The following is a 25,446-nucleotide window of genomic DNA, read 5'->3' on the forward strand; positions in this document are numbered from 1 at the left end:
GAAGTAACAGCCATAACCTATTGAGAATTTTCCCTTCCTGTCAAACTGAGGTTACTCAAGGCGATCGCCTACATTCTTCAATGCACGGTGGTAATCCACGGTGCCATCAAATATAGACCCCACAGAAAGCCGGGCTTTAGCCGGGCGGACTTTGCTTTCCATCAGTGACCAGCAAGAACTTTTGGCGATCGCCATTAAACCCCCGGTAAAATTCCGCTGATGGTCGGGGAGTCTCTTATGTAATGTATGTAAGCCTCGTTAGCCCCGCTGAATTGCTTGATGGCGATTGTCAAATGATTGAATTATTTTTGCTTGCCCTAAGCACACACCTTCTCAGGTTGAATGCCATCCGTCTTACCCTGACCTCTGCTTACCTGCTGACCGCGATGTGAATTGTTCTGATATTCCCGACAATCAAAAGCCAGTCAGGGTTACAGGCAAGGATGACCACCAACTTGATAAAGATGGGGATGGTTGGGGATGTGAGTTAAAGGAAGGGCAATTGGGGGGTGATAGTATAGCTAGATAGTGAAAATTTAGAATAGGTATAGAAAAACATGAGCAAAGAAAATTACATCGCAGAAATAATAAAAGAGTTTCCCAGTCTTAAAGCTGGTAAAGAAAATGATGAGAATTGGGCAAATGAAGGGTTTAAATTTCTAAGCAATAAAAACTATGAACAAGCAGAAATTAAGTTTAAAATGCTCACCCGTTCTCAACCCAATCACCAGGACGGGTTTGAAGGTCTCGCTTATCTATATTATGAAACTGGTGATTATAAAAAAGCAGTTTGGTTTATGAAAAAAGCAGTAAAGATTGCCAGAGAATTTCTGAAAAATAATTCTATTGACCTTGAAGTTATTGAAGAAATGGAATCAAATTTAAAATCAATGGAGACTAAAAAAACAATCAAGCGATGGTGGGAATAGATGATGTACAAATAAATTATGACAAGCCCTGCGCCAATCCCAAGGACGCTCTGCATCCCCATTAGCCCAAACGCCAGCTTTATTGGCGATCGCCATGACGGATAGGTTTTCCAATGAGGTTTTAAACCCCTAGTAAAATCCTGCCTTGACCTCTGGCAAATCATCCCAAGCCGTTGTAAATCGAGGAGAGCGTAAGTCGGACTTCATCCGCCAATTCTGTTGTTTCTCCAAAAGACCAAAACCGACAGTTTCCCTGCCAAACTGTTTATTAAGCCGGTCTAGTGTCAGCATAAGCCGCTGTTGTCGTTCCGTATCCCGTGGTTGTTCAAAAAGATTGCCTTGCACAATCCGTTCTGACTGTAGCCCTGTCATTATCACGCCAGCTTTTTTGTAGGGATGATGGGGTCGAAAGATTTGTTTGAGGGAGGCTTGAGCTAACTTCAGTAATTCTGGGGTGTAATGAGTTGGGGTCGGCAGGGCGATCGCCTGGGAGATGGAAATTGGTTGGTCAATGAAAAAGCTAGTGCGGGCAAAGATAATCATCACTGCTGGGGTTTGTTGTTGTCGCCGCAGTTTCTCCGCCGCTCGACTGACAAAAAAGGCGATCGCCGTTTGTAATTCATCCAATGTGGTCACCGCCTGGGCAAAGGAACGGGAAACGCAGGTTTCTTGCTTTGGATTAGGAATTAGTTCTAGGGGCAAACAGGAAATCCCCTGGAGTTCTAGTAATAGCCGTTGTCCCACCACTCCCATTTTTTTGCGGACAAGTTCAGGATTGGCTTGTTTAAATTGCAAGGCTGTTGAAATGCCCCTGGCGGTAAACCACTTTTCCAAGCGTTTTCCAATGCCCCAAATATCGGCGATCGGCATCGTTGCCAAAATAGGATCAGCCGCTTCTGCTTGGTCTAAGCAAAATGTGCCAACCCCGGATTGTTTTGCCACATCGGTCGCCACCTTAGCCAGTACTTTAGTGGGGGCAATGCCAATAGAAACGGGAATGCCTATCCATTGTTTAAGGCAACGCCGAATTTCTTTCCCATAATTCGTATTACTTTGATTTGGAGTTAGTTCCAGAAACGCTTCATCAATGGAATAAATTTCCACAACGGGGCTAAAAAATTGCAGGCTAGTCATTATCCTGTGGGATAAGTCGCCGTACAAAGAGTAATTAGAAGAAAAAACCTGAATATTGTGTTGCTCAACCAAATCTCGAATTTTGAACAGCGGCACTCCCATCTTGATACCTAAGGCTTTAGCTTCTGATGACCTCGCCACCACACAACCATCATTATTGGAAAGTACCAGCACTGGCTTGCCGTTTAATAGGGGTTGAAAGACCCGCTCACAGGACACATAGAAATTATTGCAATCCACCAGGGCAATGCTGTTCATAGGGGATGAATCACATTAGTGACCACACCCCACACTTCAAAGTCCATTAAATCGGTGATGACCAGGGGCGGATAGTCAGAATTTTCGGAAGCTAGATAAATTTTTTGCTTTTCCATCCGCAACCGTTTAACTAATAATTCCCCATTGACCACAGCGATCACCACCTTGCCGTCCCGTGGCTCCAGGGAACGATCCACAATCAAAATATCCCCGGCATGAATCCCGGCCCCAATCATCGAATCCCCAGTCACTCGCACAAAGAAGGTGGCAGCAGGATGTTTAATTAGATATTGATTGAGGTCTAACTTGCCCTCTAAATAGTCCTCCGCTGGAGAGGGAAAACCGGCTGATACTGGACAAGCGTAAAGGGGCAGCTCATAAACCGTTCGCCGACTGGGGCGGTAAATTTCTGGCAGGACGTTGGAAGGCATAATTTATGGAGAGAGCTTCACCATCAACTGTACTAAAACTTTTCTAGGTTGAAGGTAACAGTCATAACCTATTGAGGATTTTCACTTCCCGGCAAACTGAAGTTACTCAAGGCGATCGCCAAACTAAATCAGATCTCCCCCTTTAATTCTTTCCTGGAGCCTGGTGTAGCGTTGCCGTTCCTGCTGTTGCCGCACAGCATAGCCCAAAGCCTTAGAAGAACCGATCACTAAAGCCAACCGTTTTGCCCTGGTAAGTCCGGTGTAAAAAAGGTTGCGGCTCAGTAGAAGGAAGTGTTGCATATACAACGGCAGGATAACCACGGGATATTCCGAACCCTGGCTTTTGTGGATGCTGATGGCCCAAGCTAAACCAATCTCATTCAAATCAGCAAAATCATAATCTACTGGGCGATCGCCATAGGTAATGGTCAATATTTGTTCTTCCTTATCAATGGCAGTGATGGTGCCCTGGTCGCCATTGAAGACTTCCCGAATATAGTCGTTTTTCAGTTGCATAACCCGATCGCCGAGGCGGAAAATGGTGGTTCCCCGTTGGAGCTGGGGCTTATTCTCCTGGGGTGGATTGAGGATAGATTGCACCACGGCATTGAGGTTGCGAGTACCGATTACTCCCCGTTGCATGGGGCATAATACCTGGACATCCTGGCGGGGATTAAAACCTTGCTTGGGAATAAAATCCGTTAGTAACTCCCCAATTAACTGAACTCCATGCTCTGGTTCCGTGCCGCCGTTATGCCAAAGACAATCCGATTGGGGTTGGTCAGAAATGGTTTCCACTTGAGGATATTGCCCGTGGTTGATTTGATGGGCATGGCGAATGATGGCACTGGCCGCCGCTTGGCGAAAAACTTGGTTTAACCTGACTACGGTTATCTGCTGGGAAGCAATCAAATCTCGCAAAACATTCCCCGGCCCGACAGAGGGTAACTGGTCAATGTCCCCCACCAACAGCAATTGAGTCTTGGGGGAAATGGCCTTGAGGAGGGAATGGGCCAGGAATAAATCCAGCATGGAAGCTTCATCCACAATCACCGCATCAAAGGGCAAAGGGTTATCTTCATTACGCTTGAAGCCCATGGTATTGGGGTCAAATTCCAATAGTCGGTGCAAGGTTTTTGCTTCTAGCCCCGTCATTTCCCCTAACCGCTGGGCCGCTCTCCCAGTGGGGGCCGCCAGTCCAATTTTTTTACCCATGGCCTTCCAAAGAGCAACAATGGTGCGGGTGGTGAAGGTTTTCCCTGTTCCTGGGCCGCCGGTGAGGATCATTAGCCCAGCACTGGCCGCTAGAAACACGGCGTTATATTGCTGTTGAGACAATTCCAGTGCTTTTTTTGCCGTATAGCGGCTAATCCAGCTTTTTACCCTTGCTGTATCTACCATTTGTCCATTGGCTAACTTTTGCGTCACATAACTCGCCAATTTGCATTCGGTGTGGTAGAAAGTGGGCTTGAACAGTAGAATTTCTTCTACACTCAATACTTCCTCTATTAAGTCCTGAGCCGCCACCATTTCCCCAACTATTGCCAGCACTGTTTCCACCGTCGCTTCAAATTCCTCCGTGCTTAGCTTGGCGATCGCCTCTTTGACCAATTCTGGTTGGGGAAGATGGCAATGGCCTTGTTCCGCTGCTTCACCAAGGGTGTGGAGAATGCCGGCCCGGTAACGAAACTTGGAAGTGGGGGCAATGCCGACCTGTTGGGCAATTTTGTCTGCCGTCAGGAAACCAATACCGAAAATATCGTCCGCCAATTGGTAGGGATTATCAGTGACCACCCTGATGGCATCATCCCCATACTGCTTATAAATTTTGACCGCATAGGTGGTGGAAACCCCATGGCCCTGGAGGAAAAGCATCACTTCTTTGATGGCTTTCTGCTCTGCCCAGGCACTCTGGATCATTCTGACCCGTTTCTTGCCAATGCCCGGCACCTCAATCAGGCGATCGCTTTCACCTTCAATAATTTCCAGGGTTTCCAAACCAAAATGGGCCACAATCCTTTTTGCTGTCACAGGCCCCACCCCTTTGATTAGGCCACTACCAAGATATTTTTCAATCCCCGTCAAAGTTGCCGGCTTAGTTTCGTGGTATTGACTAACCTGGAACTGGGAACCATATTTGGGATGTTCCTTCCAGATTCCTTGTAATTTAAGGGTTTGCCCCGCTTGGATATTGGCAAAATTACCCACCACCGTTGTTAATTCCTTTGCTCTAGGGATTTGGAGTCGAGCAACGGTGTATCCAGTCTCTTCAGAGTGAAAAGTAATTCGCTCTATTACCCCAGTTAAATAATCTGTTGATTTCTCCATCAATAATATTTGAATACCCCATAAGCGTTGATAATGCTATGGTTGAGCCTTTTTCCAAAGCAATTGAAATGCCATCTGCCGTTACTTAATTAGTCACAATTAGGAGCGTAGTGCCCAAGCTAAGAAACGCTCAGTGTAGTATAGTGCTAACTGGTTGCTTGGACCTGAAAAAATTGCATCAAAAGCGTGTTCAGCCCAAGGGATGTCTAGTAGGATAGCAGTAGTGCCAGATGCAAGCAGACGATGGTACATTCCCTGTGCAAATCGCACCTGTACGACATGCTCATTACGCCCATAAACTAACAGCGTTGGCGGCTGTGGGCGAATAGCATAGTTGATAGGAGACGCCTTCTGATATAGATCAGGCAATTCAGCCGGCGAACCCCCTAGAAATGCTCGCAAAACAGATCGCGAATTGATCGGATCGGGGCGCGGAGGGTTGGCATAGCCTTCAGCTAGATCTATAGGACCATAGTAACTAACTACGGCTCGGACTGGCAGCGTCTCAGACTGCTGATAGGCTGCTAGCATGGCTAGATGCGCCCCGGCAGAACGTCCGAGCAAAGCTATTCGCTCTGGATCAGCCTCATATTCACTACCGTGTTGGCGGATAAAGGCTAGTGCCGTTAGTACATCATCTAACTGGGCAGGGAAGCGATAAAGGGGAGCATGACGGTAATCAATTGCAAAAACGGTGTAGCCCTGCGCTGCCATATAGCGGCTGAAATCGGCGTTTTGCTTTGGATCGCCCCGTTGCCACGATCCACCGTAGATCACCACAATTGCTGGATATTTTCCCACTTGTAAAGGTCGGTAGATATCCATTTTTAACGATACGCCATCAGGAGAGGCAAACTGGATGTCTGGTGTATATCGCACTTCACGGAGATTGATACCCGTGAAGGAATCAGTGAGGGAAAACGGCTCCGATCTCATCTGGATCTGCAATTGATTGGGAATTTGCTCTAGATAGTTTGTCCCCAGAGCTTCCCGCATAGCAACCTCTATCCTCTGCTGCGTGGCAGGCATTTGAATTAGTGGCATAGCACTAAGAAGGAGTCCCACCAAACTAGCACCCAAAGTCAACCGTTGCAGCCAACTGTGGCGCACGCCTACCATTGATACCCCGCCTGCTGTAGCATTCAGTACCAGTAGCCAGGGGCTAACTTCAGGCACACCGACTCCCAGGGTTAGCAGTGCCATGTTTGGGGCTGGGATGATCATCCAAGCACTGAGAAATAGACCGATGCCACTGAGCAGTAGTGCCAGTATCTTTAGATTGAGGGCGATCGCCATTTGTAGAATTTTGATCCTGGTTCTTGTCATGCTCAGAGACTATCGCCGGGTATGAAACCCGCTAAAGATACAGATATAGTTGTGATCAAATTGTCAATTATGCGCTGGGAAAATCAACAAATTGTCTAGCAGTACGTCCCGATCGCCCATTGTAGCGAGTTGCCCATTGTAAAGCGCGAAATTCTAAATTTTTCTGCTCCAGAGTGATTCCAGCTTGTGCTACTAGACATCGAACAATCGGTAAATAAGTATTCTGATCTGCTGTTTCAAAAAGCGATCGCCTAAAGATCGGCTTTGCGGCGTGCCACCAACCCCTAGTAATTTTTGGGTTATTGTCCATGGGTTCAATAGACGGTGCCGTCAAATATAGACCCCACAGAAAACCGGGCTTTAGCCGGGCGGACTTTGCTTCTTATCAGTAACTCAACAAATACTTTTGGCGATCGCCCGTAAAATTTGAGTATGTTCGATAATCTGTGCAAATTTCTGGCTGAATCATTTTCCGAAGACTACGCCGGGTGGTTGTTGGGACGACCAATCCAATTGACCAAGCTCAGTCCGACGGAACTTTCCCTGGAGCCAATTCGGGCTGACTCCTTGATTTTGGAGCAATCAGAAGACTTGGTGTTGCATCTGGAATTCCAAACGGAGCCTGACCCGACCATGGGTTTTCGGATGCTGGACTATCGGGTGAGGGTATATCGCCGTTTTCCCCAGAAGACGATGCACCAATTTGTTATCTACTTGAAGCCCAGCAGTAATGACTTGGTTTATCAAGATAGTTTTCAGGTGGGGGAGACTGTGCACCGTTATCAAGCGATTCGGCTCTGGGAGCAATCATCGGAAGCATTTCTTCAGAGTCCAGGACTATTGCCCCTAGCGGTATTGACGCAAACCTCTGACCCAGCATTAAAATTGAGGGAAGTGGCGACTGCACTAGATCAGATTGAGGATAATCGAGTTAAGGCAAATCTCATGGCGGCAACCTCAGTTTTTGGAGGAATTCTGCTATCCCCTGAGCTTATCAAGACAATTTTAAGGAGTGAAATTATGAAGGAATCCGCTGTCTATCAAGAAATCTTACGGGAAGGGGAACAACGAGGCTTACTCAAGGGCAAATTGGAAACCATCCCCCTGCTGAAAAAATTGGGTCTTACAATCACCGAAATTGCCAAGGAGTTAGACATTGAAGTTGAATTGGTTAATCAGTTTGTCGCTAACCAAAATAATTAAGAGTTGAAATGGCCATTCGCTGGAATATGGCTTGACTTCTGTTTTGGCGATCGCCGAAAGATGCGCTTTGCGGTGTGCCACTAAACCCTAGTAATTTTTGGGTTATTATCGATGGGTTCAATGCACGGTGCCGTCAAATATAGACCCCACAGAAAACCTGGCTTTAGCCGGGCGGACTTTCCTTCCTACTACCCCGACTTTTCAGCGTCGGACAATACTTTTCCTCTGGCGATCGATTAAGACCTAAAGTAGCAGTGGCAGATGTCTCTAATCTGGGTATAAGTAGTTATCGGTATCAAAAAAATTGTCCGCTTATTGAATTATCTTTTGTAAAAAGCTCTGAAAGTGTAACAAACTTATAACCCCTATTTTTCAGTATTGGTAATATTTTTATCAAAGTTTTTACAGTTCTCTGTCCCCTTGAATTTCCATCATGTAAAACAATAATAGAACCAGGTCGAATATTAAAAAGAATATAATTTACAGCAAACCAAGACGATTCAATAAGAGTATCATAAGGAAAGACAGATCCTAAAGCTGTTCGATAACCATTCTTTTTTGCTGTCTTGAGCATTTCTGAGTTGTACCAACCTGAAGCCGGACGAAACCAATGAATCTTATCGAATCTTGAAATTACAGAGTGGGCTTCTAACAGATCAGTTGCAAATTCTTCTGGAGATAGTTTAATGCTTGGTTTATCTTCAGTCATGTGATTGCCCAATTCATGCCCATCTGTGACCATGGTTTGGATGATTGCTTCATTCGCAAAAACTTGGTTGCTAATGATAAAAAAAGTTGCTTTTACTTGATTTTCTCTCAAGATATTAAGTAAAATTTGTGTTGTATCGCTATGAGGTGAATCATCAATTGTCAGTGCAATCAAATTATCATGGATTTTTGCAAAATAAACAACTCCGGGAATAAGTAATTCAATTATTGCGAGTATCCAGTGAGGCTGAAAAAACAAGATTGATATGAAACCTGCAAAAATAATTAATAATAACCAATAGAGCATCTAATTACCTAACCGTAAGAGAAAAGTTTAAATATTGGCGATCGCCTGGGTTTCTATTATTTTTTTCAGAGCCAACGAGTTCCCATTTCCGTCATAGCTCAGAAAATCATGTAAACCACTGATAACCTTAAACCCATTCTAAAAACTTCCAAAGTCTTGCTCCAAAAGGATTATCCTGAAAATAAAGAATAAAAATATTATGTTGCAGATAACCAAAAGCCTCAGTATTGCCCTAACCGAAATCGAAATGACCGCTATTCGCTCCCAGGGAGCAGGTGGTCAAAATGTGAATAAAGTGGCATCCGCCATTCACCTCCGCTTCGATATTGGGGCATCCTCTCTACCCGATGCCTATAAAAAACGGCTATTAAACCTCAATGATCGGCGCATCACTAAAGATGGCATCGTAATTATTAAAGCCCAGTCTCATCGTACCCAAGAGCAGAATCGAGAGGAAGCCTTACAACGACTCCAATGGCTAATCAGTAGCGTTATAACTTTACCCAAGCCCCGTAGGCCCACAAAACCGACCTACAGTTCCCAACGAAAGCGTCTGGATGCTAAAACCAAACGCAGTGCAGTTAAGGCCCTGAGAAAATCAATTGATGAGTAGCTTTCATTAGGCGATCGCCTACAAAATCCTCAATGCACGGTGGTAGTCCATGGTGCCATCAAATTTAGACCCCACAGCAAGCCGGGCTTTAGCCGGGCAGACTCCGGTTCTCATTAGTGACCTAAAGATATTTTGGCGATCGTTATTTCCCCAGCCTATAGGGGTCAGTCCATAGAGGGGTTTGAGTAGTAATGGAACCAAAATGCACACTAAGCCTGAAACCCTCCAGGGGATTTATTAGTTGAATTATCCTCCCAGAAATGGCTACGGACTTTTATTGGCTAAAGGATGCCCCTGGTAAACATTTTTCCCTGCAATTCCCCCAAAGCTGAGTACAGTAAGAAATAAGTCCCTACCCTAGAGGTAAACAATGGACACAACAATGACAGTAGGTTTCTATCTCGGCGATCGCCTGCGGGCCTTTAATGTCGGTCATATCTTTGGGGTGCCGGGGGATTATGTGCTGGGGCTGATGGATGAATTGATTAATAGTCCTGTGGAATTAGTCTGCACCTGTAATGAGTTGAATGCGGGTTATGCGGCAGATGCCTATGGCCGGATGCGGGGCATGGGGGCAGTGTGTGTAACCTATGGCGTCGGGGCGTTTAGTTTGATCAATGCCGTAGTGGGAGCCTACGCTGAACGGGTGCCGTTGGTGGTGATTAGTGGTGCTCCGAGTCGGGCCAATCGTCGCTCCCATCTGATGTTGCACCATACGACGGGGGATTTGAATTTACAATACAAAATTCTAGAGAAAGCCACGGTGATGGCAGTGGTAATCAATGATGTGAACCAAGCCACCCAACAAATCGATCAAGCCCTGGCGGCCTGTGCCCATTATCGTCGTCCCGTTTACATTGAAATTCCCACGGATATTGCCCAGCAACCCTGTCCAGTTTCTGCTGCTCCCCCAGCGTTTGCTGAAACATTAACTGATGTCGATGCCTGCGCTGAAGCCGTTCAAGAGGCGATCGCCCTGTTAAGTCAGGCTAAGTCCCCTGTGATTTTAGCCGGGGTGGAATTTCATCGTTTTGACCTCGAAGATAAATTATTAAAACTCCTAGAAATTATGGGTTTTCCCATCGCTACTACGTTATTGGGTAAATCCTGTATTGCCGAAACCCATTCCCAATTTATCGGCACCTATGTTGGCGCTCTGAGTCGTCAAGCCGTCCATGAAACCGTAGAAAAAGCAGATTGTGTGCTTTGTTTAGGGGCGATTATGTCCGACATGAATTTAGGGGTTTACACCGCCAAACTTGAAGAACAACGGTTAATTAATGCCAATTCTGAAAAGGTCAAAATTAAACATCACTATTATCAACCAGTTTATTTAGGGGATTTTTTGGACGAACTTTGTCAACAGTGGCATAATTCCCCTCGCCAGAATTTAGACATTATCCCTGCCGCTTCTTTATTGTCAGAACCCCTCACTCCCACTGCCGAGCAAAAATTAACTAATGCCTATTTTTACAAACGACTCAATCATTTTTTAACGGAGATGACAGATCCCCAATTAGTCATTTCTGATACGGGGGATGCCATTGTGGCTACGATGGATTTGATCATGCCCCAGGCCGCCGAATTTATTGGCCAAGCCTTCTACCTTTCCATTGGCTATTCCATTCCCGCTTGTTTAGGGGCCAGCTTGGCCGCCACGGAGCGACGGGTGATCGCCATTGTGGGGGACGGAGCCTTCCAGATGACGGTCCAGGAATTATCCACCATTATTCGCCACCGGTTACACCCGATTATTTTTCTGATGAATAACGATGGCTACACCATTGAACGAGTCATTCAAGACAATGTTTACAACGACCTACAACCGTGGAAATATCATCAATTACCCCAGGTGTTTGGCGACTGTTGGAGTTGTGAAGTCCGCACGGAAACTGAGTTGGAAACAGCCCTAGAAAAAGCCTGTCACCATCTCTCTTCCCCAACCTTTATTGAAGTGCATCTAGATCGCTTTGATTGTTCCCAGGGGTTAAAACGATTAGGGGCGGCTTTGAAATCCATGAATAGTCATTAAAACAGAATAATTAGTAATAATTCTAATTCCTTGAGAGGCGGTTTCGGCACAAGCCCCTTAGCCACCGCTAATCTTGGCTTTGTAACCCTGTTTGAGCAAATAGGGGTCACGCCATAGAGCGGAAAATATTGCACCCCAAGCAATTTTGACAAGCCTCAAACCCTTATTGCAAGTAAATGCTCTCGCAATGCTGCTTGAATTCGTTTAATCTCATTCATAACGGGGATGATGCTTTGGTTTTGGTTATTCCTAGCTCACCTTCTTTTTACCACATTTGTCAAATCCTTGCTGGATATAGGTCTTCGCCTCTACCACCCTTTTTTTGTCCCCGTACTTTGATCCCACATAAGCTCAAAATTTTGATTGAGTCGTCTCTTTTTTGCTACTATGAATTCTCAATTTTTCGATCCTGAAACTCTGCTTAATGATCTTCTTGTTGCTCTACAAAAAACGCCCGATACCCTACGGGAGCAAATTGAACAGGGCACAGAACAGCTAGGAGCTTTTGTCGCTCCGATCGCCGAACATCCTCTAATGCAATTCAGTACCAAAATGCCTGGACTCCAGTGGCTTTTGGCAGCTTTAGGTCAGGTAAATAACGAAAAGGTTGAACGAGAGGTGATGGCCTTGCGTGGTCAATATCCCCTGGAAACCCAAGCTCAGTTAGCCCAGCGGGTGATTGTGGAAACCGCTATCAAAGCCGGAGGCATTGGCTTAATGACCAATTTTATTCCCCCCTTGGCCTTGACCCTTTTAATGGCGGATTTGACTGCAACAACGGCGTTACAGGCAGAAATGATTTATCGTATTGCTGCCATTTATGGGTTTTCGGTTCATGAACCCAGCCGACGTGGAGAAGTATTAGCCCTTTTTTTTCTGGCATCCGGTAGCGCCAATCTGATCAAATCAGGACTGAGTCTGTTTGAGTTGATTCCAATTTTGGGGGTGGTGATTGGCATCACCAGTAACGCGAGCCTAATTTATAGCATTGGCCATGGTGCTTGTTATTTTTACGAAACCAAAAAACGGCGATCGCCTACAACATCCTCAATGCACGGTGGTAATCCACGGTGCCATCAAATATAGACCCCACAGAAAGACGGGCTTTAAACGTAGTAATAATGACTTAGTTTATCAGGACAGTTTTCAGGTGGGGGAGACTGTCCATCGTTATCAAGTGATTCGGCTCTGGGAACAACCATCGGAAACATTTCTCCAAAGTCCAGGGTTATTGCCCCTAGCAGTATTGACGCAGACCTCTGACCCGGCATTAAAATTGAGGGAAGTGGCGACTGCACTAGATCAGATTGAGGATAATCGAGTTAAGGCAAATCTCATGGCGGCAACCTCAATTTTTGGAGGAATTCTGCTGGCCCCTGAGCTTATCAAGACAATTTTAAGGAGTGAAATTATGAAGGAATCCGCTGTCTATCAAGAAATTTTAGAGGAAGGTAAAATTGCCGGGAAACTGGAGGGTAGGCTGGAGGGAAAACTAGAAGGTAGGCTGGAGGCGAAACTAGAAACCATACCCTTGCTGAAAAAATTAGGTCTTACGATCGCCGAAATTGCTAAGGAGTTAGACATTGATGTCGCCTTAGTCAATCAGTTTGTTGCTAACCAAGATAATTAAGGGTTGAAATGGTCGTTGCCCGGAATATGGCTTGACTGATCTTTTGGCGATCTCGCAGAGATCTGCTATGCGGTGTGCCATTAAACCCCTGGCAAAGTCTGCTGACATTTGGGGAATGTCATTTTTATCTTGAGAGACACTACGTTAGTTTTTTCTCCTTAGAGCAAAACAAACCTAAATTTTGACTACCTTTACAGAACCTTTTGGACGCCCACCCTTTTGGCCATTTTCACGGGATGATTTCCGTTTAGCTTCAGAAGTCTGTTTTCCCCCTTGACGGCCAATCTCCGCCATCCAAGCCTTCGTGCCGAAAATTCCTTGAACTAAGCTGAGAATACTAAAATCTGCGTCTAGACTTGGCCAGTGCACACTTAACCCCGCCCGATCCAACCAAACATTATTTAATTGCTCCACTGTTGCCCCCTGCAAACCCTGAATCAAATCTGGTGGTACGGCAAACTGTGAACCATTAGCGAAATAAAAGACAATTAAATTCCGTTGATGGTCATATTCAACCTGGCGGGCACAGGGGCCGGCATTTTCCTCGGCGATCGCCGTTTCTTTTGCCTGGGCTATTTGGTCAGCAATGGCTTCCTCGTTAAAATCTATTGTCCAATTACGTGCCATGAATACGGTTCCACTCCTGCAAAAATAATTCTTGGTGTTCAGCCACTAGCTTTAATGCTCTGATAGCATCCCGATTACTGATACTGGGGTCAACGGTCACTAACGAGGGAGCTTGATCCTCTGAACCGAGATTGATCTTAATGCCCGGTTGATTGCGGGAACTTTTCCGACCCAGAAAGACGTGAACATGGGCAGGGACATGGTCGTTGGTATAAATGAAAGCCGTCAGGCCATGCCTAGGGTCTTCAAAGATTTTAGGCATAATTCATTGATGGATAAACCCAGAATAACCTAAGGCGTTAGGTTTATTCAATCCCTCTCACTACCACTGGTTAGAGCATTTACACTATCTTCCCTAAGGCGATCGCCATTAAACCCCTATTAATTTTTGTTGTAGCAAGGAACCATTAAAAAAGGGAGGCCGAAGCCCCCCAGAGAAAACAAAACTAGGTAAGAACCTGGACTGACACGGCCCAACCAGACAGACCAGCGCCGGAGAAAGAACCGAACGAACCGAACCGACAAAAAAAGCAGACATGGGCAAAACCCCCAAAAAACAACGGGGTCATTCCAGCAATGACAATGACTCAACCTTACCGTTGATAGTTTGATTTGAAACGAAAATTAAGCGTCACTACTAATAATTAGGGCTACCATTAGATAATACAAAAATCCCCCAAAAAGGACAACCTCTGAGGACTCTCATCATGGCCACTACCAATGGCTTCAATATTGTCTTTGACTACCGCTTTGATACTAATGGGTTGTTTACCCTAGAACGACGTAATACCTTAGAAGCCGCCGCTGACATTTGGGAAAGTTATATTCAAGACGATTTTCCCGACTTAGTTGCCGGTTTTGATGTCACGATCAAAAATCCCCAAACTGGCGCAGACGTTGACCTCATCTTACCGGCGATCGATGATATTTTAATTTTTGTGGGCTTCCAATCCCCTCCTTTCGGCACCGGCGGAGCAAATACCTTAGCCCGGGGTGGATATAGCGGTCAAACTATTGGTACGTTGTTTCGCAATCGCATTGAAGCTAGCAACTTTGAGCCTTGGGTTGGCAATCTCTCCTTTGATCCTTCTCCCAATGGCGGCGTGATTGATGATTGGTTTTTTGATCAAACTCCAGCAACAAGTACCGATATTCCGTCCGGTAAACGAGATTTTCTCTCGGTGGCACTCCATGAGCTTGGCCATGCTTTGGGCATAGGAACCGCCCCAATTTCCGATCAACAAGGCAATGGCGGTTCTCTCGGTGGTTTCAACGCTCGTTTAGTTAATAATGGTCAACCTATTCCCCTTGAAGCAGATCTGAACCATTTCCAAGAGGGCATCTTTGATGATTTGACCCTAATGGATCCCATTTATAACAACAATCAACGGGTATTGCCGTCAGTTTATGATCTCGCTTGGCTAGCAGATATTGGTTATGAAATTAAGCCGACAGGGGGTTTTAATTTTGTTGCCCAAGGTTCATCTCTTCCTCTCGCAACCAATGGTAGCGACGCTACTATTTTCGGTACCATTCTCGATGATCAAATTGATGGCTTAGGTGGCGATGATCAAATTCAAGGCGATCTGGGTAATGACAAGCTTTTTGGCGGGCCAGGCAATGATCTGATTTTTGGTAATGAGGACAACGATGAACTATATGGCGACGATGGCGATGACCAACTACAAGGGGGCATTGGTGATGACCAACTGTTTGGAGGAACTGGGAATGACCTCTTATTTGGGCAGGAAGGTAACGATGAGTTACACGGCGACGATGGCGATGACCAACTGCAAGGGGGTGAAGGCAATGACTTTTTAGATGGGGGGAAGGGTAACGATAGTTTATTTGGGGGTTTAGGAATTGATAAATTTTATTTTGGCCTCGAAAATGGGCAAGATACAATCAATGATTTTGACGTTGCTACTGAAATTATCCAAGTAGCCGCGGAATATGGTTTTGCTAATGGGAGTGAAATTTTATCCACCTTGTCCAAACCATTTAGCAATGTCTCGCAGTTTAATTTAAGTGCTAATGATTACATTCGTGTTTTTCATAATGTCCAGTCGGGAACACCCTTAACCGCGGCAAATTTCCAAATAGTTTCTTCTTCCTCTACCCCTGTAACTTTAGCTATTTCCGCCACCAATGGGAACCAAACCGAAGGTAATGCTGGTGCCAAGGCTTTTACTTTCACTATTAATCGTTCTGGTAGCACCACCGGAACCAATAACGTCAACTGGGAGGTAACGGGCACAGGTAACAATCCCGTTAATGCTAACGATTTTGTCGGAGGAGTTCTACCCAGCGGGGTTGTCAGCTTTGCTGCCGGGGAAACCAACAAAGTCATTACCGTTAATGTTCAAGGGGATACAACCGTTGAAGCCAACGAAACCTTCCGAGTAAACCTGAGTAATCCCACTAACGGTGCGACCATCACCACTGCCAATGCCGAAGGCATCATTACTAATGACGACGAAGAAGTTATACCTCCGCTACCTATAATTCCAAGTATTACACTAGCTGTTTCTCCCAATAGTGTTACCGAAGACGGAGCGGCTAATTTAGTTTATACCTTCACCCGCCCAGGTGATGCCACTCAAGCATTAACAGTCAATTACAGTATTACTGGAACAGCCAATAGCTCTGATTACACTGGAGCGACCCCTGGCACGGGAAAAACAATTACCTTCACTGCCGGTTCTAACACTGCAATCTTAACAATTGACCCGATAGCGGATACCACAGTTGAACCTGATGAAACCGTTATTGTGACTCTGGCATCAGGAATTGGTTACACTGTCGGCACCACAGGAGTAGTGACAGGAATAATCACTAATGATGATGCTGCCATCCCCACTATTCCAACAGACCCTACCATTCCCCCATCGGACGGTTTATTGTCCTCTTTTATTCGCTTTCAAAACACAAATCAACCTGGAACCTATTTATTTGCCAGTGCAGGGGAAGCTGCGGCTATTCGTAGTAACCCCGGCTTGAGGCAGTTCGCAGAGGAAGGGGTTGCCTTCCGTGTTGCCCTACAAAAAACAGATCCATTGCAACAGGCATTCTTCCGTTTTCAAAATACGAATCTGCCTGGTACTTACTTGTTTGTTAATGAAGGGGAAGCAGCCGCTATTCGTAGTAACCCTGGCTTGAGCAACTTCGTAGAAGAAGGCCTTGCTTTTTATGCCTATGGATCAGGCACAGGAAACGGAACCGTTGATTTTACTCGTTTTCAGAGTGTAGGCGTTCCTGGTACTTATCTGTTTACCTCTCCTGGAGAAACATCTTCTGTGATAGGGAATCCCAATTTTGTCAGGGAAGGAGTCGCCTTTTCTGCTGCTCTTGGTTGATTCAACTTAGCTAACTTCTGTTTCAATTACAGAGATAGTTCGGTGGGCCGAGTGAGGGTCGCCCCTCTCCCTACCCATTCAATGTTTTACCAAGTTCCTTGGGTCGTGCCTCTAGTCTTAATCCACCAAATTTCTTGGGAGGAGTTGGGATAAACTGGCGATCGCCGACTAAACCCTTATTTATTCCGCCTCTGCCAATCCCAAGGCCGCTCTGCATTTCCATTAGACCAGACCCCTGCCTTACTGGCGATTCAATAACTAGGTGAATGACCCTAGCATTGACAAGACAATGCAATCGCATTACCATCAGCATATGATTTTACAGGTTGAGAGGTTGCTATGGCTGGAATATTATCACCCTGCCCAGAATCTACCCTTACGGATCGCTATCAGACCACAGTGCCTGATCCGGTTCGCAAAGCCCTTGGACTCAATAAACGAGATAAAATTTGTTACACCATCGAACCCGACGGCAAAGTATGGATTTCTAGGATTGACCAGGAAGAACAGGATCCAGTGTTAGGGAAGTTTTTAGATTTTCTGGCGCAAGATATAGAAAAAAATCCTCAGCAGATACAAGCAATCAGCTCTGAGCTTGTTGGTCGTGTGCAGTCGCTAGTCTCGGGCGTTGATGTGGATCTGGACGCTCCCCTGTTGGGTGAGGACGAATAGGTTTGTCAATAGATGAGTCTTTAGTAATTAATGGATGGAAAATATTTGCCCATCCTTTATTTCTTGAGCAAGTTGAAGAACTTGTGGCTCAGGTTGAACATTTGCGACAAAAGCATCCAAAAGAATATAAAAAGAAAAATGCTACTAAGCGACTAGCGGCGATCGCCAAATTAGCCTTTGATGTTATTCCCCAAGATCCAACTCGCAATGAATATCGACAAGGGAGTACGCTTGGGAATGATTATAAACACTGGTTTAGGGCTAAATTTTTCCAGCAGCATCGATTATTTTTTCGCTACCACCAAGAAAGTAAAATAATTCTTCTGGCTTGGGTTAATGATGAAAATTCCAAACGAGCGTATGAAAGCAGTACCGATGCTTATAAAGTCTTTAGAAAAATGCTTGAAAACGGTCATCCTCCCAATGATTGGAATGATTTATTAATAGAAGCTAAAAGTGTTGGCGATCGTTTACAACAAATTGCTGAAATAGATTTATAAAAGAGCCTTGACAAAAAGAGAGGGACATATAAAATAGCCCCACTCAATGACACTCCCTGCAATTATGAAGTACAAAATACTCTCCAGTCTAGCCTTTGCTGCACTGGGCATAACGGCTATGGCCCCTGGTGCCTTTGCCAATCCAACGGTGGGGCGCGAAACCCGCACAGGAGACATATACGTTTCCGGTTTGGGTAGTTATCAATCCATCAAAGGGGAATATTCATCCCTGCCCAGATCAACCAATAAAAACGCCAACGAGTGCGGTGTGATCAAACTAAGTGGTTCCTCCACCAGCTTGCCCATAAATGCCGGAGATACTTTCAAACTAAATGGAGGTGCGGACATTGCCTTTAACTCTCTGGTGGTGGAAGCAGAGCCAAAATGTTCCAACGGTGTGTTGGTGGGTAATCCTACTCCATCCGTCACCCTGAAAGACTCCAACGGTAACGTTTACTTCACCGGCTTGACCCCCTACAGCTCCAACGTGGTCACCTATAACAATGCTCCCACCCTGCGGAGTGTGAAAGCTTCCACCTGTGGCACAGCCCGGTTCTCCAATTCCGGCAAATACTTGGTGACCTCCGGCTCTTTGACCATCACTGATTCCGCCACGGGGTCAACCATCGTGACCATTCCCGACGTGGGAGCCATGACCGCCGTTTCCGGTGGGCCGATCTGCCGTAATGGTGCCACCTTCACCACCGCCGATTGGCCATCTCCCTAATGCCGCTTGCCCAGCACTGCTCACTCATTGGGGATCTTAATCCCCTTTTTTTCTATGAAATTGTTACTCGCTTTAACGTTGGGGTTCTTCTATGTTCTTCCTATCCTTGCCCAAGCCCCTGAAATGCCGGAAGAACCTGCTCCCACAGAAGACGCAACTATGGAGCCGATGCCTGATATTACTCTGCCTCCTGAGCCTCCAACCCCTGGCGGTAAGGGCCCAAACTGAAGAAAATCCCCATGATTCCCTCAGTCTTTACGACAACTATGACGACGGTGCGGAGGTGATCACCTTCACCGGCTTGGAACCCCATACCTACTATGAATTTATTGACCGGGGCGGAGGTTACATTGCCAAGGCCACCACCAACCATTGCAGTATGATGACCGTCAAAGTGCCGAAGAAATACCCTTTGGCCAGTCAGCCCTACAGTGGCCATGACAGCGGCATTTGGAACACAGGTAAATTAGTGAACGGCACAGCTTTCTTTTGGCGCAACCGACCGGATTGGGACAACATAGTTTTTACCAGCGGGGAAGACACCACCCTGCCCGATAGTCAGGTCAATTGCGCTTACATTGTGGGGCGATTTTCTTGGTTTGCCAAACTGAAAGACAACGTACTGATTTTCTACGCCGCCGACCGGGATATTCCCCCCAACTCAACTTTTTTTGTGCGCTTAGATGGGGGCGGCCCAGTGCCCTGGAAATTCAGCCAAAGGAAGAAATCTAATGCCTGTGGCCATGTGGCATTCAAGTATTACTGGAGATTAACCGCCAACACGAAAAAGCCTGGTTATGACCTGGACTATGCCGATGGCTTTGAACTGCGTAAAAATAACGTCTTGGTGAGAAACTATAACTGGGCAGATTGGTATAAATGGACACCCCGCCCCATTTGTAGTAAGGGCAGATCCTACCTCACCGATGATGACATTCAGTATGACTAATCCTCCCCGGTGCCCAGCACCAGCAATTTAACCTGTACCACCTGATTTCTGAGCCGTGACCATTCCCGAAAAGTTGCGGCTTTTTGGCGGTCGTAGCTACTCAGTTGGGCCAAATATCTTTCACTATCCCCCTCCCCAAAGCGGTAGGAGACCCTGGCAATTTCGAGGCGTTGCTTATCCCGTTTGGCGATCGCCTGCTCAATTTGAAAAGCCCGGGCCAATTCCTCTAGTTTGAGGATTTCCACTGTTACCTGTTCCCGGAGTTTTTGCTGTAATTCCGACTTATTGCGTTGTAGTTCGGCAATTTTGATTTGAATATCCCCAATGGCGATCGCCCGTTGTTGCTGGGAATCGTTGCCAGCGTATTGTGACCAGTTGAATAAAGAACCCAAGCCCTGGCCCAGAAAAGCGGCTGCTACATTACCAAGGATGAGACGGAAGGGATTACTAACTGGTGCTTCCACCCCATTGCTGACCGGCCCCAGGGTGGAATAGAGAAAGACCTGGAGGAAGGGAGAGAAATTAGAGATGGCGATGGAGTCCAGATTCTTTTGCCTGGCTTCCTCCACAGCGGCGATGCTCTCATCAATTTTGTCCTGGAGGTCTGCCAAGAGGCGGGATTTTTGGATGGCGGTATTTTGCAGTTGGTTAACACAGGATTCCGTCGCCACACTACAGGGCAAGTCCCCCAGCATTTGTGACCAAACATCCTCACTGATTTTTTTGTCCACCAGGTCGTCCAGTGCCGGGTCAAGGAAAGGATTGGGTTGCCCCTGGGGGTCTTCCATCAATTCCGGGTCATCTTCGCTGCCAATTTCCAGCAGATCTGGTTCCTCAATTTCCCCCTCATCATCGTCAGTTAGTTGGGCTAGCACCGGTGGTGTCCAGGTAAAGGGTAACAGCCAGCTTGCCGTCGGTTTGGCGGTCAAACTTAATGCGGCGAATAATGCCAGAGTAAGGGCTTTTGACTTGAACAATGCCATTTAACTTTTCCTCCACAGCGGACAATTGCTCCCGGAGCTGGGCCAACTTAAACTCTCGGTCTAGTTTTTGATTGGCCACATTAATGGCCACCTGATTTTCTTCCTCTGCTCGGCGGGAAATGGTAATGCGGTGGTTATATTCCGCCAATTCCTGATTCTCCTTAGCCGCCCGTAACCTCGACTGGGCCTGTTCAAGTTCCCCCCGGGCAATGGAGACTTTACTTTGCAGATCAGTGAGTTCCTTGCGCCGGTCTGTTTCCACCTGAAAATATTCCGCTTGGAAGAATTTATATTCCGCTTCCTTGCCCTCCAGGGTCGTTTTGGCTTGTCGTAGCTTCTCCGTTTCGTGGGTCAACATCTCCGGTGGCAAACCCCGCAGGCCATTGACCGCATCAAGCTTGCGTTGCTGTAACTCAAAAGCCCGGTGGGCCGCCTCCACATCAGCCAGGGAACGTTCCACTTTAGCTTTGGCAGAAATAAACGGGTCGGCCTCGATCGCCGTGGCCAGATTGCGTTGGGCTTGGGCCAGCTTAATTTCCGCTAATTGAATGGCGGTTTCTTCCACGGTGTAGGAAATGGGGGGCAGTTCCCGCAAAGCTGGGGCCGGTTGCAGCATGGGGATTAATTGACCTTCCACATTGGCGATCGCCAGGAGTCTTTCTCGTTGATCCCGTTCCAGTCGGGAGCGTTCCGCTTCTTTGTCCGATAACACCTGACCCCGGTTGACCGTATCCCCTTCCCGCACCTTGAGTTCTGTTGGGTCAGCTAAGGTGAGGTTAATCTTGAGCCGGTTGGGAGTAGTCAGGGAGGAATCATTACCAGGGGTATTGGTGGTGTTGGTTTGGGCATGGAGACCCCCAAAGACCACCGTGCCGAGGATTACCGCCAACAGTAAAGCCCGCCAATTCATAGCATTTTGTCCTCCCTAAAAGTCTGTTGTAAAAGTTACGATTTGCCCCCTAAATCCCCCAACCTTGGGGGACTTTAAACAAATATTATTCCCCCCAGAATTGGGGGGCCAGGGGGGCTTTTCAAACATGTTCTAAGACTCAAAGAACTAATCATGGTGTATTCCTTTGATAAAAGGGGACAATGTTAACTTTGTTGGCATTTTTGCCAAAGCGTACTAATGATTCCAGAGGGTTCAGGTTGGCGATCGCCTCTTCGGAAAATCTGAAGGTACGGGCAGTGACGGGCAACTCAGAGGAATCAACTGGGAGAACCAACTTAGTGAACGTATTGGTGAGAACATCCTTGGAAATATGACGGGAAGACTGGGAAGCCACCCACAGGCCCAGCCCATACTTTCTGCCGTCCGCCGCAATTCTGTCCAACGCTTTGGAATGGCCCAACTCCTTGGCTTCATCAATGAACAAAACAGTTCTGAGAGTCGATTCCCCTAGTAAACGGTGGTGACTCATCAACTGGGAAGCCAACGCATCCCCGGCGATCGCCTGCAATTGGGGGGGAAGTTTCGACAAATTCCAACGGGTCAGGGTTTGGTTAATAGGCTGGGTTTTGTTGAAAATGCCGTACTCAAAAATGGTGGATAACTTCAGCCTCAGTTTTTCCGCCTCCTTGTCTTCCCCGGCCATTTCCTCCAGTAAATTCTCCAGGTCACTAAAATTTGGTGGCACTTTTAACCAACTTTCATGGGACTCCTGGGAGATGCCCCGGCGGAAGTAACAATGCTTGAAGCAGTCCAGCAGTTTCGCTTCCTGATTGGCCCCCAGGGTCAGGGTCTTTTTGAACAGCATGGCCAGCTCAATGGCCCGCAGATTGGGCCCGCCCCCCTCCTGGTCAAGGTTCAACCGCATGGGGTTAATGCCAGCATTGCTTTTCATATTGACGTTGTAGCAAGTCTCCCCTGGCAATTCCTGATCTCCGTGGAAGTCAATGATGGCAACTTGGGCTAACTTGCTCACTTCCCAGGCGATCGCCTTCAGAGTTTGGGTTTTGCCGGCCCCGGAACCGCCGATGATGCACCCGTGGGGATTGGCCACTGTGGCGGGGTTCCAATAAATCTGCCCACCGATTAACACCCCTTCTTGCTTGGGAGGAGAGAGCACATTACTAGGGGTTTGGGGATGGTGCAGTCGATTAATGGGGGGACGTTTGCTGGGGGAAAAAGTCATGACAGTTATCAAGTTTCAGGAAATAGGTATAAGCGGTAGTTCAGAATCCCCCCTGGCCCCCCTTGATAAGGGGGGAATTGGATTTAAAGTCTCCTTTATTAAGAGGGGAACCGGATTTCAAGTCCCCCTTTGGAAGGGGGATTTAGGGGGATATTAGCCAATTAACGTTCTTCAATGGTTTTGATAGTGACAGACCCCCTAACGTACTGGTCTTGGAGGAGGTGGATCGCCGTTTCGATGGGGGCATGGTCGAGGGTGACAAATCCTCCGGCGTGGCGGATGGGGGCAAAGGCAAAGGCGGACTGTTCCAGCCTTAAAGCAGTGGGGTCGTCAATGGTGAGCTGGCCACTGAGGAAAGTCATCGGTTGGATGTAGTCCTCCAACAGGTCGAGGGGTTCATCGTCGAGGTAAATGGTGTCCGTGGTAATCACTGCGGGTTCCCCTTCCCGGCCCCAAATGCGATTAACAATGATGGTGCTGTCCGCTTCGGTGCCCACTTTCACCACCTGGTCATCCTGAAGTACCAGAAAACCCTCGCCATTGGTGGCAATTATCGGAGCCTTCTCTGTCACCGGCGCACGGTTCCCCGCCCAAACCCCCTCATATTCGGCATAAACTATCTGGTTGCCTCCCTTGCGGTTGTAGAGTTCCGTCACTCCACTGGGGGCCGCAATCAGGGCATTGAAGTTCTTCACCAGGCCACCGGTGTTATTGAGTTGAAAAGTCCAAACGGCGATCGCCACCACAAAGACCATCAACCAATACTCGGCAGCACTGCCAGTGGAGATCCTTAAGTTCCGGTTCCCAGGGCAAACACAGCGCACCCCCAACGGGTAAAACATCTCCACCCCGGACTTAGTGAAGCAGTCCAAAAACCAACCGGCGAAGTAACCGATGTTGAGGGCATGGATAATTACTAGGGGAATGGCGGGAATGGTAGACCAAAGGCCGTAGGACACCACCGCTAAGGTTAGGGATGCCAAAAGGGAATGGGTGGCACTGCGATGACTGAATCTTTGCTCCAGGGGTCGGGAAATAAAGGGTAAGACTCTCCCTGCCGGTGAAGTACTGATGTCGATGTCCGGTAACAAGCTGGCGATCGCCCCAATCAGAATGGGCACGGGGTTGGTGGTTTGGACTGCCATGCCGACGGAAGCCGCCCCTACTAATAGGTGAGTAATGGTGAGCATTAGTTGCTAATCCTCCTCGATTCCTTGGGCAAGTAATAGGAAAGTCTTGCCACCCCTAGGAAAATCGCTCCCCCAATGCCCGCCAAAATATAGAGGGATTGATTACCAGTGCCCAGGCCAATGAACCGATAACAGATAAAGACAATGCCCACCAGGAGCAGTAGCGGGGTGATGTCAAAATATCTGCCGTGATCCCCAGCTTCGTTTTGGATGCCCAAAAAACCCTCCTCGATGGCCCGCTTGGCCAACATGGGGTTGCCCCCGGCCCGGCTTTGGAGCTTGGCAATTTGATGGGGCTTTAAATCTGACCCCAGGGCGATGGCCTCCTTTTCCATCAAGTCCCGGATCTGATATTCCGCCAGGGGCTTGAGTTCAATGCGGGGCACATAGATAAACAGGTCAGTCCTAGGAGGATTGGTGGCCGCCAATAGAATGGGAACCCCCACATCCTTGAGCTTTTTGAGCCAAAGCCGGAACTTCACTTCCAGGTAATGGGCATCGTCAAAGATCAGCACCGCCCGGTTAACGCTGAACCATTGGATTAACTCTTGCTTAAGCACTTCCACCGTTTTGCTCCGACCTTCCAGATTTTTGATATCGACCCCGGCCATATCGGCGATCTCCGTTAGGAGGGTCTTGGGAGTAGCCGGTTCAAAGTAGGCACAGGTCACCCCATCCGCTAACAGCCGTTCCCAAACCCGCCGCACCAAGTAGGTTTTGCCCATGCCTTCCCCAGAAGTGACTAGCACCGACCGAGCAGAATAGAGGGAATTAAGCAGACCTTCCATCTCCGGTTGGCGATAACAGTTGTTCCCCTGGGGTTGGACATAATCTTCTAGGCCGCCAGTTGATTCTGGTTGTTCTGGTAGGCCTTCGCCTTCGTAATCCATTGGGAAGCCACCACTAAAGGATTCTGGGGCTTTGGGGCGATCGCCACCTTGGACTGTTCCACCTGGGCTTGGAGGTCTGCCGGTAAATGTTGGGGATTTTTCAAGATTTCAGCGGTTAGTAAATTCTGGGCAATTAGTATCCCCGCCGCTTGATTTTGGGCCGCCCGGATCAGCTCAGCGTGACCCAGTTCCTCGTCCCCTTCTAGGGCATCAAAATTAATTGCTTCCCCATACTGTTCTAATTCCCCCTCATCCCTGACCATGGCCAATTGACCTGGTTTGGGATAGTCGGCCATTCTGCCCCCATCACTTATCCAGCGGTGGAGGTTATCAAGTTCAGCCATTTGTTCATTGGACAAACTGAACAAATCATCAACTTTGTCCAACGAATAGCCTAAATATTTCAGCCGATTAAACACCGTTGTCCGGGCTACCCCGTAGGATTTTTCCAGTTGTTGTACAACGTCACCTTTGGACTTTCCAGCGATGGACATTTTCTTAATCTCCCAAAAAAAATT

The 25,446-nt window shown here is 47.3% G+C and carries 25 protein-coding genes and 1 pseudogene; 12 read left to right on the forward strand and 14 right to left on the reverse strand.

Annotated elements, in window-relative coordinates; all coding sequences use genetic code 11:
* Positions 1-557: 557 nt before the first annotated feature.
* A complete protein-coding gene (locus IQ217_RS06340; RefSeq protein ID WP_190599914.1) occupies positions 558-929 on the forward strand; it encodes a tetratricopeptide repeat protein in 372 nt (123 codons plus the stop codon).
* 129 nt (positions 930-1,058) lie between these two features.
* Here the strand turns inward: IQ217_RS06340 and IQ217_RS06345 are convergent, their stop codons facing one another.
* From IQ217_RS06345 to IQ217_RS06365, 5 genes are all read right to left on the reverse strand, one after another.
* Complete coding sequence (locus IQ217_RS06345; RefSeq protein WP_194019302.1) at positions 1,059-2,321, reverse strand: Y-family DNA polymerase; 1,263 nt, start codon at positions 2,319-2,321, stop codon at positions 1,059-1,061.
* Positions 2,318-2,752 carry a LexA family protein gene (locus IQ217_RS06350; protein WP_194019303.1) on the reverse strand — a complete coding sequence of 145 codons (435 nt, stop codon included), beginning with the start codon at positions 2,750-2,752 and terminating at the stop codon, positions 2,318-2,320. Before IQ217_RS06350 ends, IQ217_RS06345 begins: the two co-directional genes overlap by 4 nt.
* A 123-nt stretch (positions 2,753-2,875) precedes the next feature.
* Complete coding sequence (gene recD2, locus IQ217_RS06355; protein WP_194019304.1) at positions 2,876-5,080, reverse strand: SF1B family DNA helicase RecD2; 2,205 nt, start codon at positions 5,078-5,080, stop codon at positions 2,876-2,878.
* Between the two features lie 99 nt (positions 5,081-5,179).
* Positions 5,180-6,376 (reverse strand): alpha/beta hydrolase, encoded by a 1,197-nt coding sequence (locus tag IQ217_RS06360; RefSeq protein ID WP_194019305.1) that lies wholly within the window; start codon positions 6,374-6,376, stop codon positions 5,180-5,182.
* Positions 6,377-6,473: 97 nt separating this feature from the next.
* Positions 6,474-6,716: a DUF815 domain-containing protein gene (locus IQ217_RS06365; protein WP_194019306.1), complete on the reverse strand. Its 243-nt coding sequence runs from the start codon at positions 6,714-6,716 to the stop codon at positions 6,474-6,476.
* 122 nt (positions 6,717-6,838) lie between these two features.
* On the opposite strand from IQ217_RS06365, the gene IQ217_RS06370 reads away from it, so the two are divergent.
* A complete protein-coding gene (locus IQ217_RS06370) occupies positions 6,839-7,609 on the forward strand; it encodes an Rpn family recombination-promoting nuclease/putative transposase (RefSeq protein WP_194019307.1) in 771 nt (256 codons plus the stop codon).
* A 111-nt stretch (positions 7,610-7,720) separates the two neighbouring features.
* The gene (locus tag IQ217_RS19205; RefSeq protein ID WP_265583623.1) at positions 7,721-7,849 is read left to right on the forward strand and encodes a hypothetical protein; all 129 of its coding nucleotides are present in this window, start codon (positions 7,721-7,723) and stop codon (positions 7,847-7,849) included.
* Between the two features lie 55 nt (positions 7,850-7,904).
* On the opposite strand, the gene IQ217_RS06375 is transcribed toward IQ217_RS19205, so the two are convergent.
* On the reverse strand, positions 7,905-8,624 hold the full coding sequence (locus IQ217_RS06375) for a chitin deacetylase family protein (protein ID WP_194019308.1): 720 nt from the start codon (positions 8,622-8,624) through the stop codon (positions 7,905-7,907).
* Between the two features lie 199 nt (positions 8,625-8,823).
* On the opposite strand from IQ217_RS06375, the gene arfB reads away from it, so the two are divergent.
* The 4 genes and pseudogenes from arfB to IQ217_RS06395 form a co-directional block, all read left to right on the forward strand.
* A complete protein-coding gene (arfB, locus tag IQ217_RS06380) occupies positions 8,824-9,237 on the forward strand; it encodes an alternative ribosome rescue aminoacyl-tRNA hydrolase ArfB (protein WP_190599865.1) in 414 nt (137 codons plus the stop codon).
* A 370-nt stretch (positions 9,238-9,607) separates the two neighbouring features.
* On the forward strand, positions 9,608-11,269 hold the full coding sequence (locus IQ217_RS06385; protein ID WP_228024145.1) for an alpha-keto acid decarboxylase family protein: 1,662 nt from the start codon (positions 9,608-9,610) through the stop codon (positions 11,267-11,269).
* A 387-nt stretch (positions 11,270-11,656) separates the two neighbouring features.
* Positions 11,657-12,355: an EcsC family protein gene (locus IQ217_RS06390; protein WP_194019309.1), complete on the forward strand. Its 699-nt coding sequence runs from the start codon at positions 11,657-11,659 to the stop codon at positions 12,353-12,355.
* A gap of 22 nt (positions 12,356-12,377) precedes the next feature.
* Positions 12,378-12,899: pseudogene (locus tag IQ217_RS06395) on the forward strand (Rpn family recombination-promoting nuclease/putative transposase); the annotation flags it as partial.
* A 174-nt stretch (positions 12,900-13,073) separates the two neighbouring features.
* On the opposite strand, the gene IQ217_RS06400 reads toward IQ217_RS06395, so the two are convergent.
* The gene (locus IQ217_RS06400) at positions 13,074-13,526 is read right to left on the reverse strand and encodes a DUF2442 domain-containing protein (RefSeq protein ID WP_190599863.1); all 453 of its coding nucleotides are present in this window, start codon (positions 13,524-13,526) and stop codon (positions 13,074-13,076) included.
* Complete coding sequence (locus IQ217_RS06405) at positions 13,516-13,788, reverse strand: DUF4160 domain-containing protein (RefSeq protein ID WP_194019310.1); 273 nt, start codon at positions 13,786-13,788, stop codon at positions 13,516-13,518. Before IQ217_RS06405 ends, IQ217_RS06400 begins: the two co-directional genes overlap by 11 nt.
* 445 nt (positions 13,789-14,233) lie before the next feature.
* Between IQ217_RS06405 and IQ217_RS19315 the strand changes: the two genes are divergently transcribed.
* From IQ217_RS19315 to IQ217_RS06430, 5 genes are all read left to right on the forward strand, one after another.
* Positions 14,234-16,882, forward strand: coding sequence for a Calx-beta domain-containing protein (locus IQ217_RS19315; RefSeq protein ID WP_276529754.1), 2,649 nt, complete (start codon positions 14,234-14,236; stop codon positions 16,880-16,882).
* Positions 16,883-17,221: 339 nt separating this feature from the next.
* Positions 17,222-17,554: a type II toxin-antitoxin system PrlF family antitoxin gene (locus IQ217_RS06415; protein ID WP_194019311.1), complete on the forward strand. Its 333-nt coding sequence runs from the start codon at positions 17,222-17,224 to the stop codon at positions 17,552-17,554.
* Between the two features lie 2 nt (positions 17,555-17,556).
* Positions 17,557-18,054, forward strand: coding sequence for a type II toxin-antitoxin system YhaV family toxin (locus tag IQ217_RS06420; protein WP_194019312.1), 498 nt, complete (start codon positions 17,557-17,559; stop codon positions 18,052-18,054).
* A gap of 64 nt (positions 18,055-18,118) precedes the next feature.
* Positions 18,119-18,781: a hypothetical protein gene (locus tag IQ217_RS18835; protein WP_228024146.1), complete on the forward strand. Its 663-nt coding sequence runs from the start codon at positions 18,119-18,121 to the stop codon at positions 18,779-18,781.
* A 91-nt stretch (positions 18,782-18,872) separates the two neighbouring features.
* The gene (locus IQ217_RS06430) at positions 18,873-19,730 is read left to right on the forward strand and encodes a hypothetical protein (protein WP_194019313.1); all 858 of its coding nucleotides are present in this window, start codon (positions 18,873-18,875) and stop codon (positions 19,728-19,730) included.
* Here the strand turns inward: IQ217_RS06430 and IQ217_RS06435 are convergent.
* The 6 genes from IQ217_RS06435 to IQ217_RS06460 form a co-directional block, all read right to left on the reverse strand.
* The gene (locus IQ217_RS06435; protein ID WP_228024147.1) at positions 19,727-20,659 is read right to left on the reverse strand and encodes a SurA N-terminal domain-containing protein; all 933 of its coding nucleotides are present in this window, start codon (positions 20,657-20,659) and stop codon (positions 19,727-19,729) included. The genes IQ217_RS06430 and IQ217_RS06435 overlap by 4 nt on opposite strands.
* Positions 20,586-21,623, reverse strand: coding sequence for a putative HlyD family type I secretion protein (locus tag IQ217_RS06440; RefSeq protein ID WP_194019314.1), 1,038 nt, complete (start codon positions 21,621-21,623; stop codon positions 20,586-20,588). Before IQ217_RS06440 ends, IQ217_RS06435 begins: the two co-directional genes overlap by 74 nt.
* A gap of 151 nt (positions 21,624-21,774) precedes the next feature.
* On the reverse strand, positions 21,775-22,848 hold the full coding sequence (locus IQ217_RS06445; protein ID WP_194019315.1) for an ATP-binding protein: 1,074 nt from the start codon (positions 22,846-22,848) through the stop codon (positions 21,775-21,777).
* A 161-nt stretch (positions 22,849-23,009) separates the two neighbouring features.
* Positions 23,010-24,038: a metal-dependent hydrolase gene (locus IQ217_RS06450; protein ID WP_194019316.1), complete on the reverse strand. Its 1,029-nt coding sequence runs from the start codon at positions 24,036-24,038 to the stop codon at positions 23,010-23,012.
* A complete protein-coding gene (locus IQ217_RS06455; RefSeq protein WP_228024148.1) occupies positions 24,038-24,928 on the reverse strand; it encodes an ATP-binding protein in 891 nt (296 codons plus the stop codon). The genes IQ217_RS06450 and IQ217_RS06455 overlap by 1 nt, the downstream gene beginning before the upstream one ends.
* Positions 24,874-25,422 (reverse strand): hypothetical protein, encoded by a 549-nt coding sequence (locus tag IQ217_RS06460; protein WP_194019317.1) that lies wholly within the window; start codon positions 25,420-25,422, stop codon positions 24,874-24,876. Before IQ217_RS06460 ends, IQ217_RS06455 begins: the two co-directional genes overlap by 55 nt.
* Positions 25,423-25,446 lie beyond the last annotated feature (24 nt).

The organism is Synechocystis salina LEGE 00031 (assembly GCF_015207985.1).
In the GTDB taxonomy this organism is placed as follows: domain Bacteria; phylum Cyanobacteriota; class Cyanobacteriia; order Cyanobacteriales; family Microcystaceae; genus Synechocystis; species Synechocystis salina.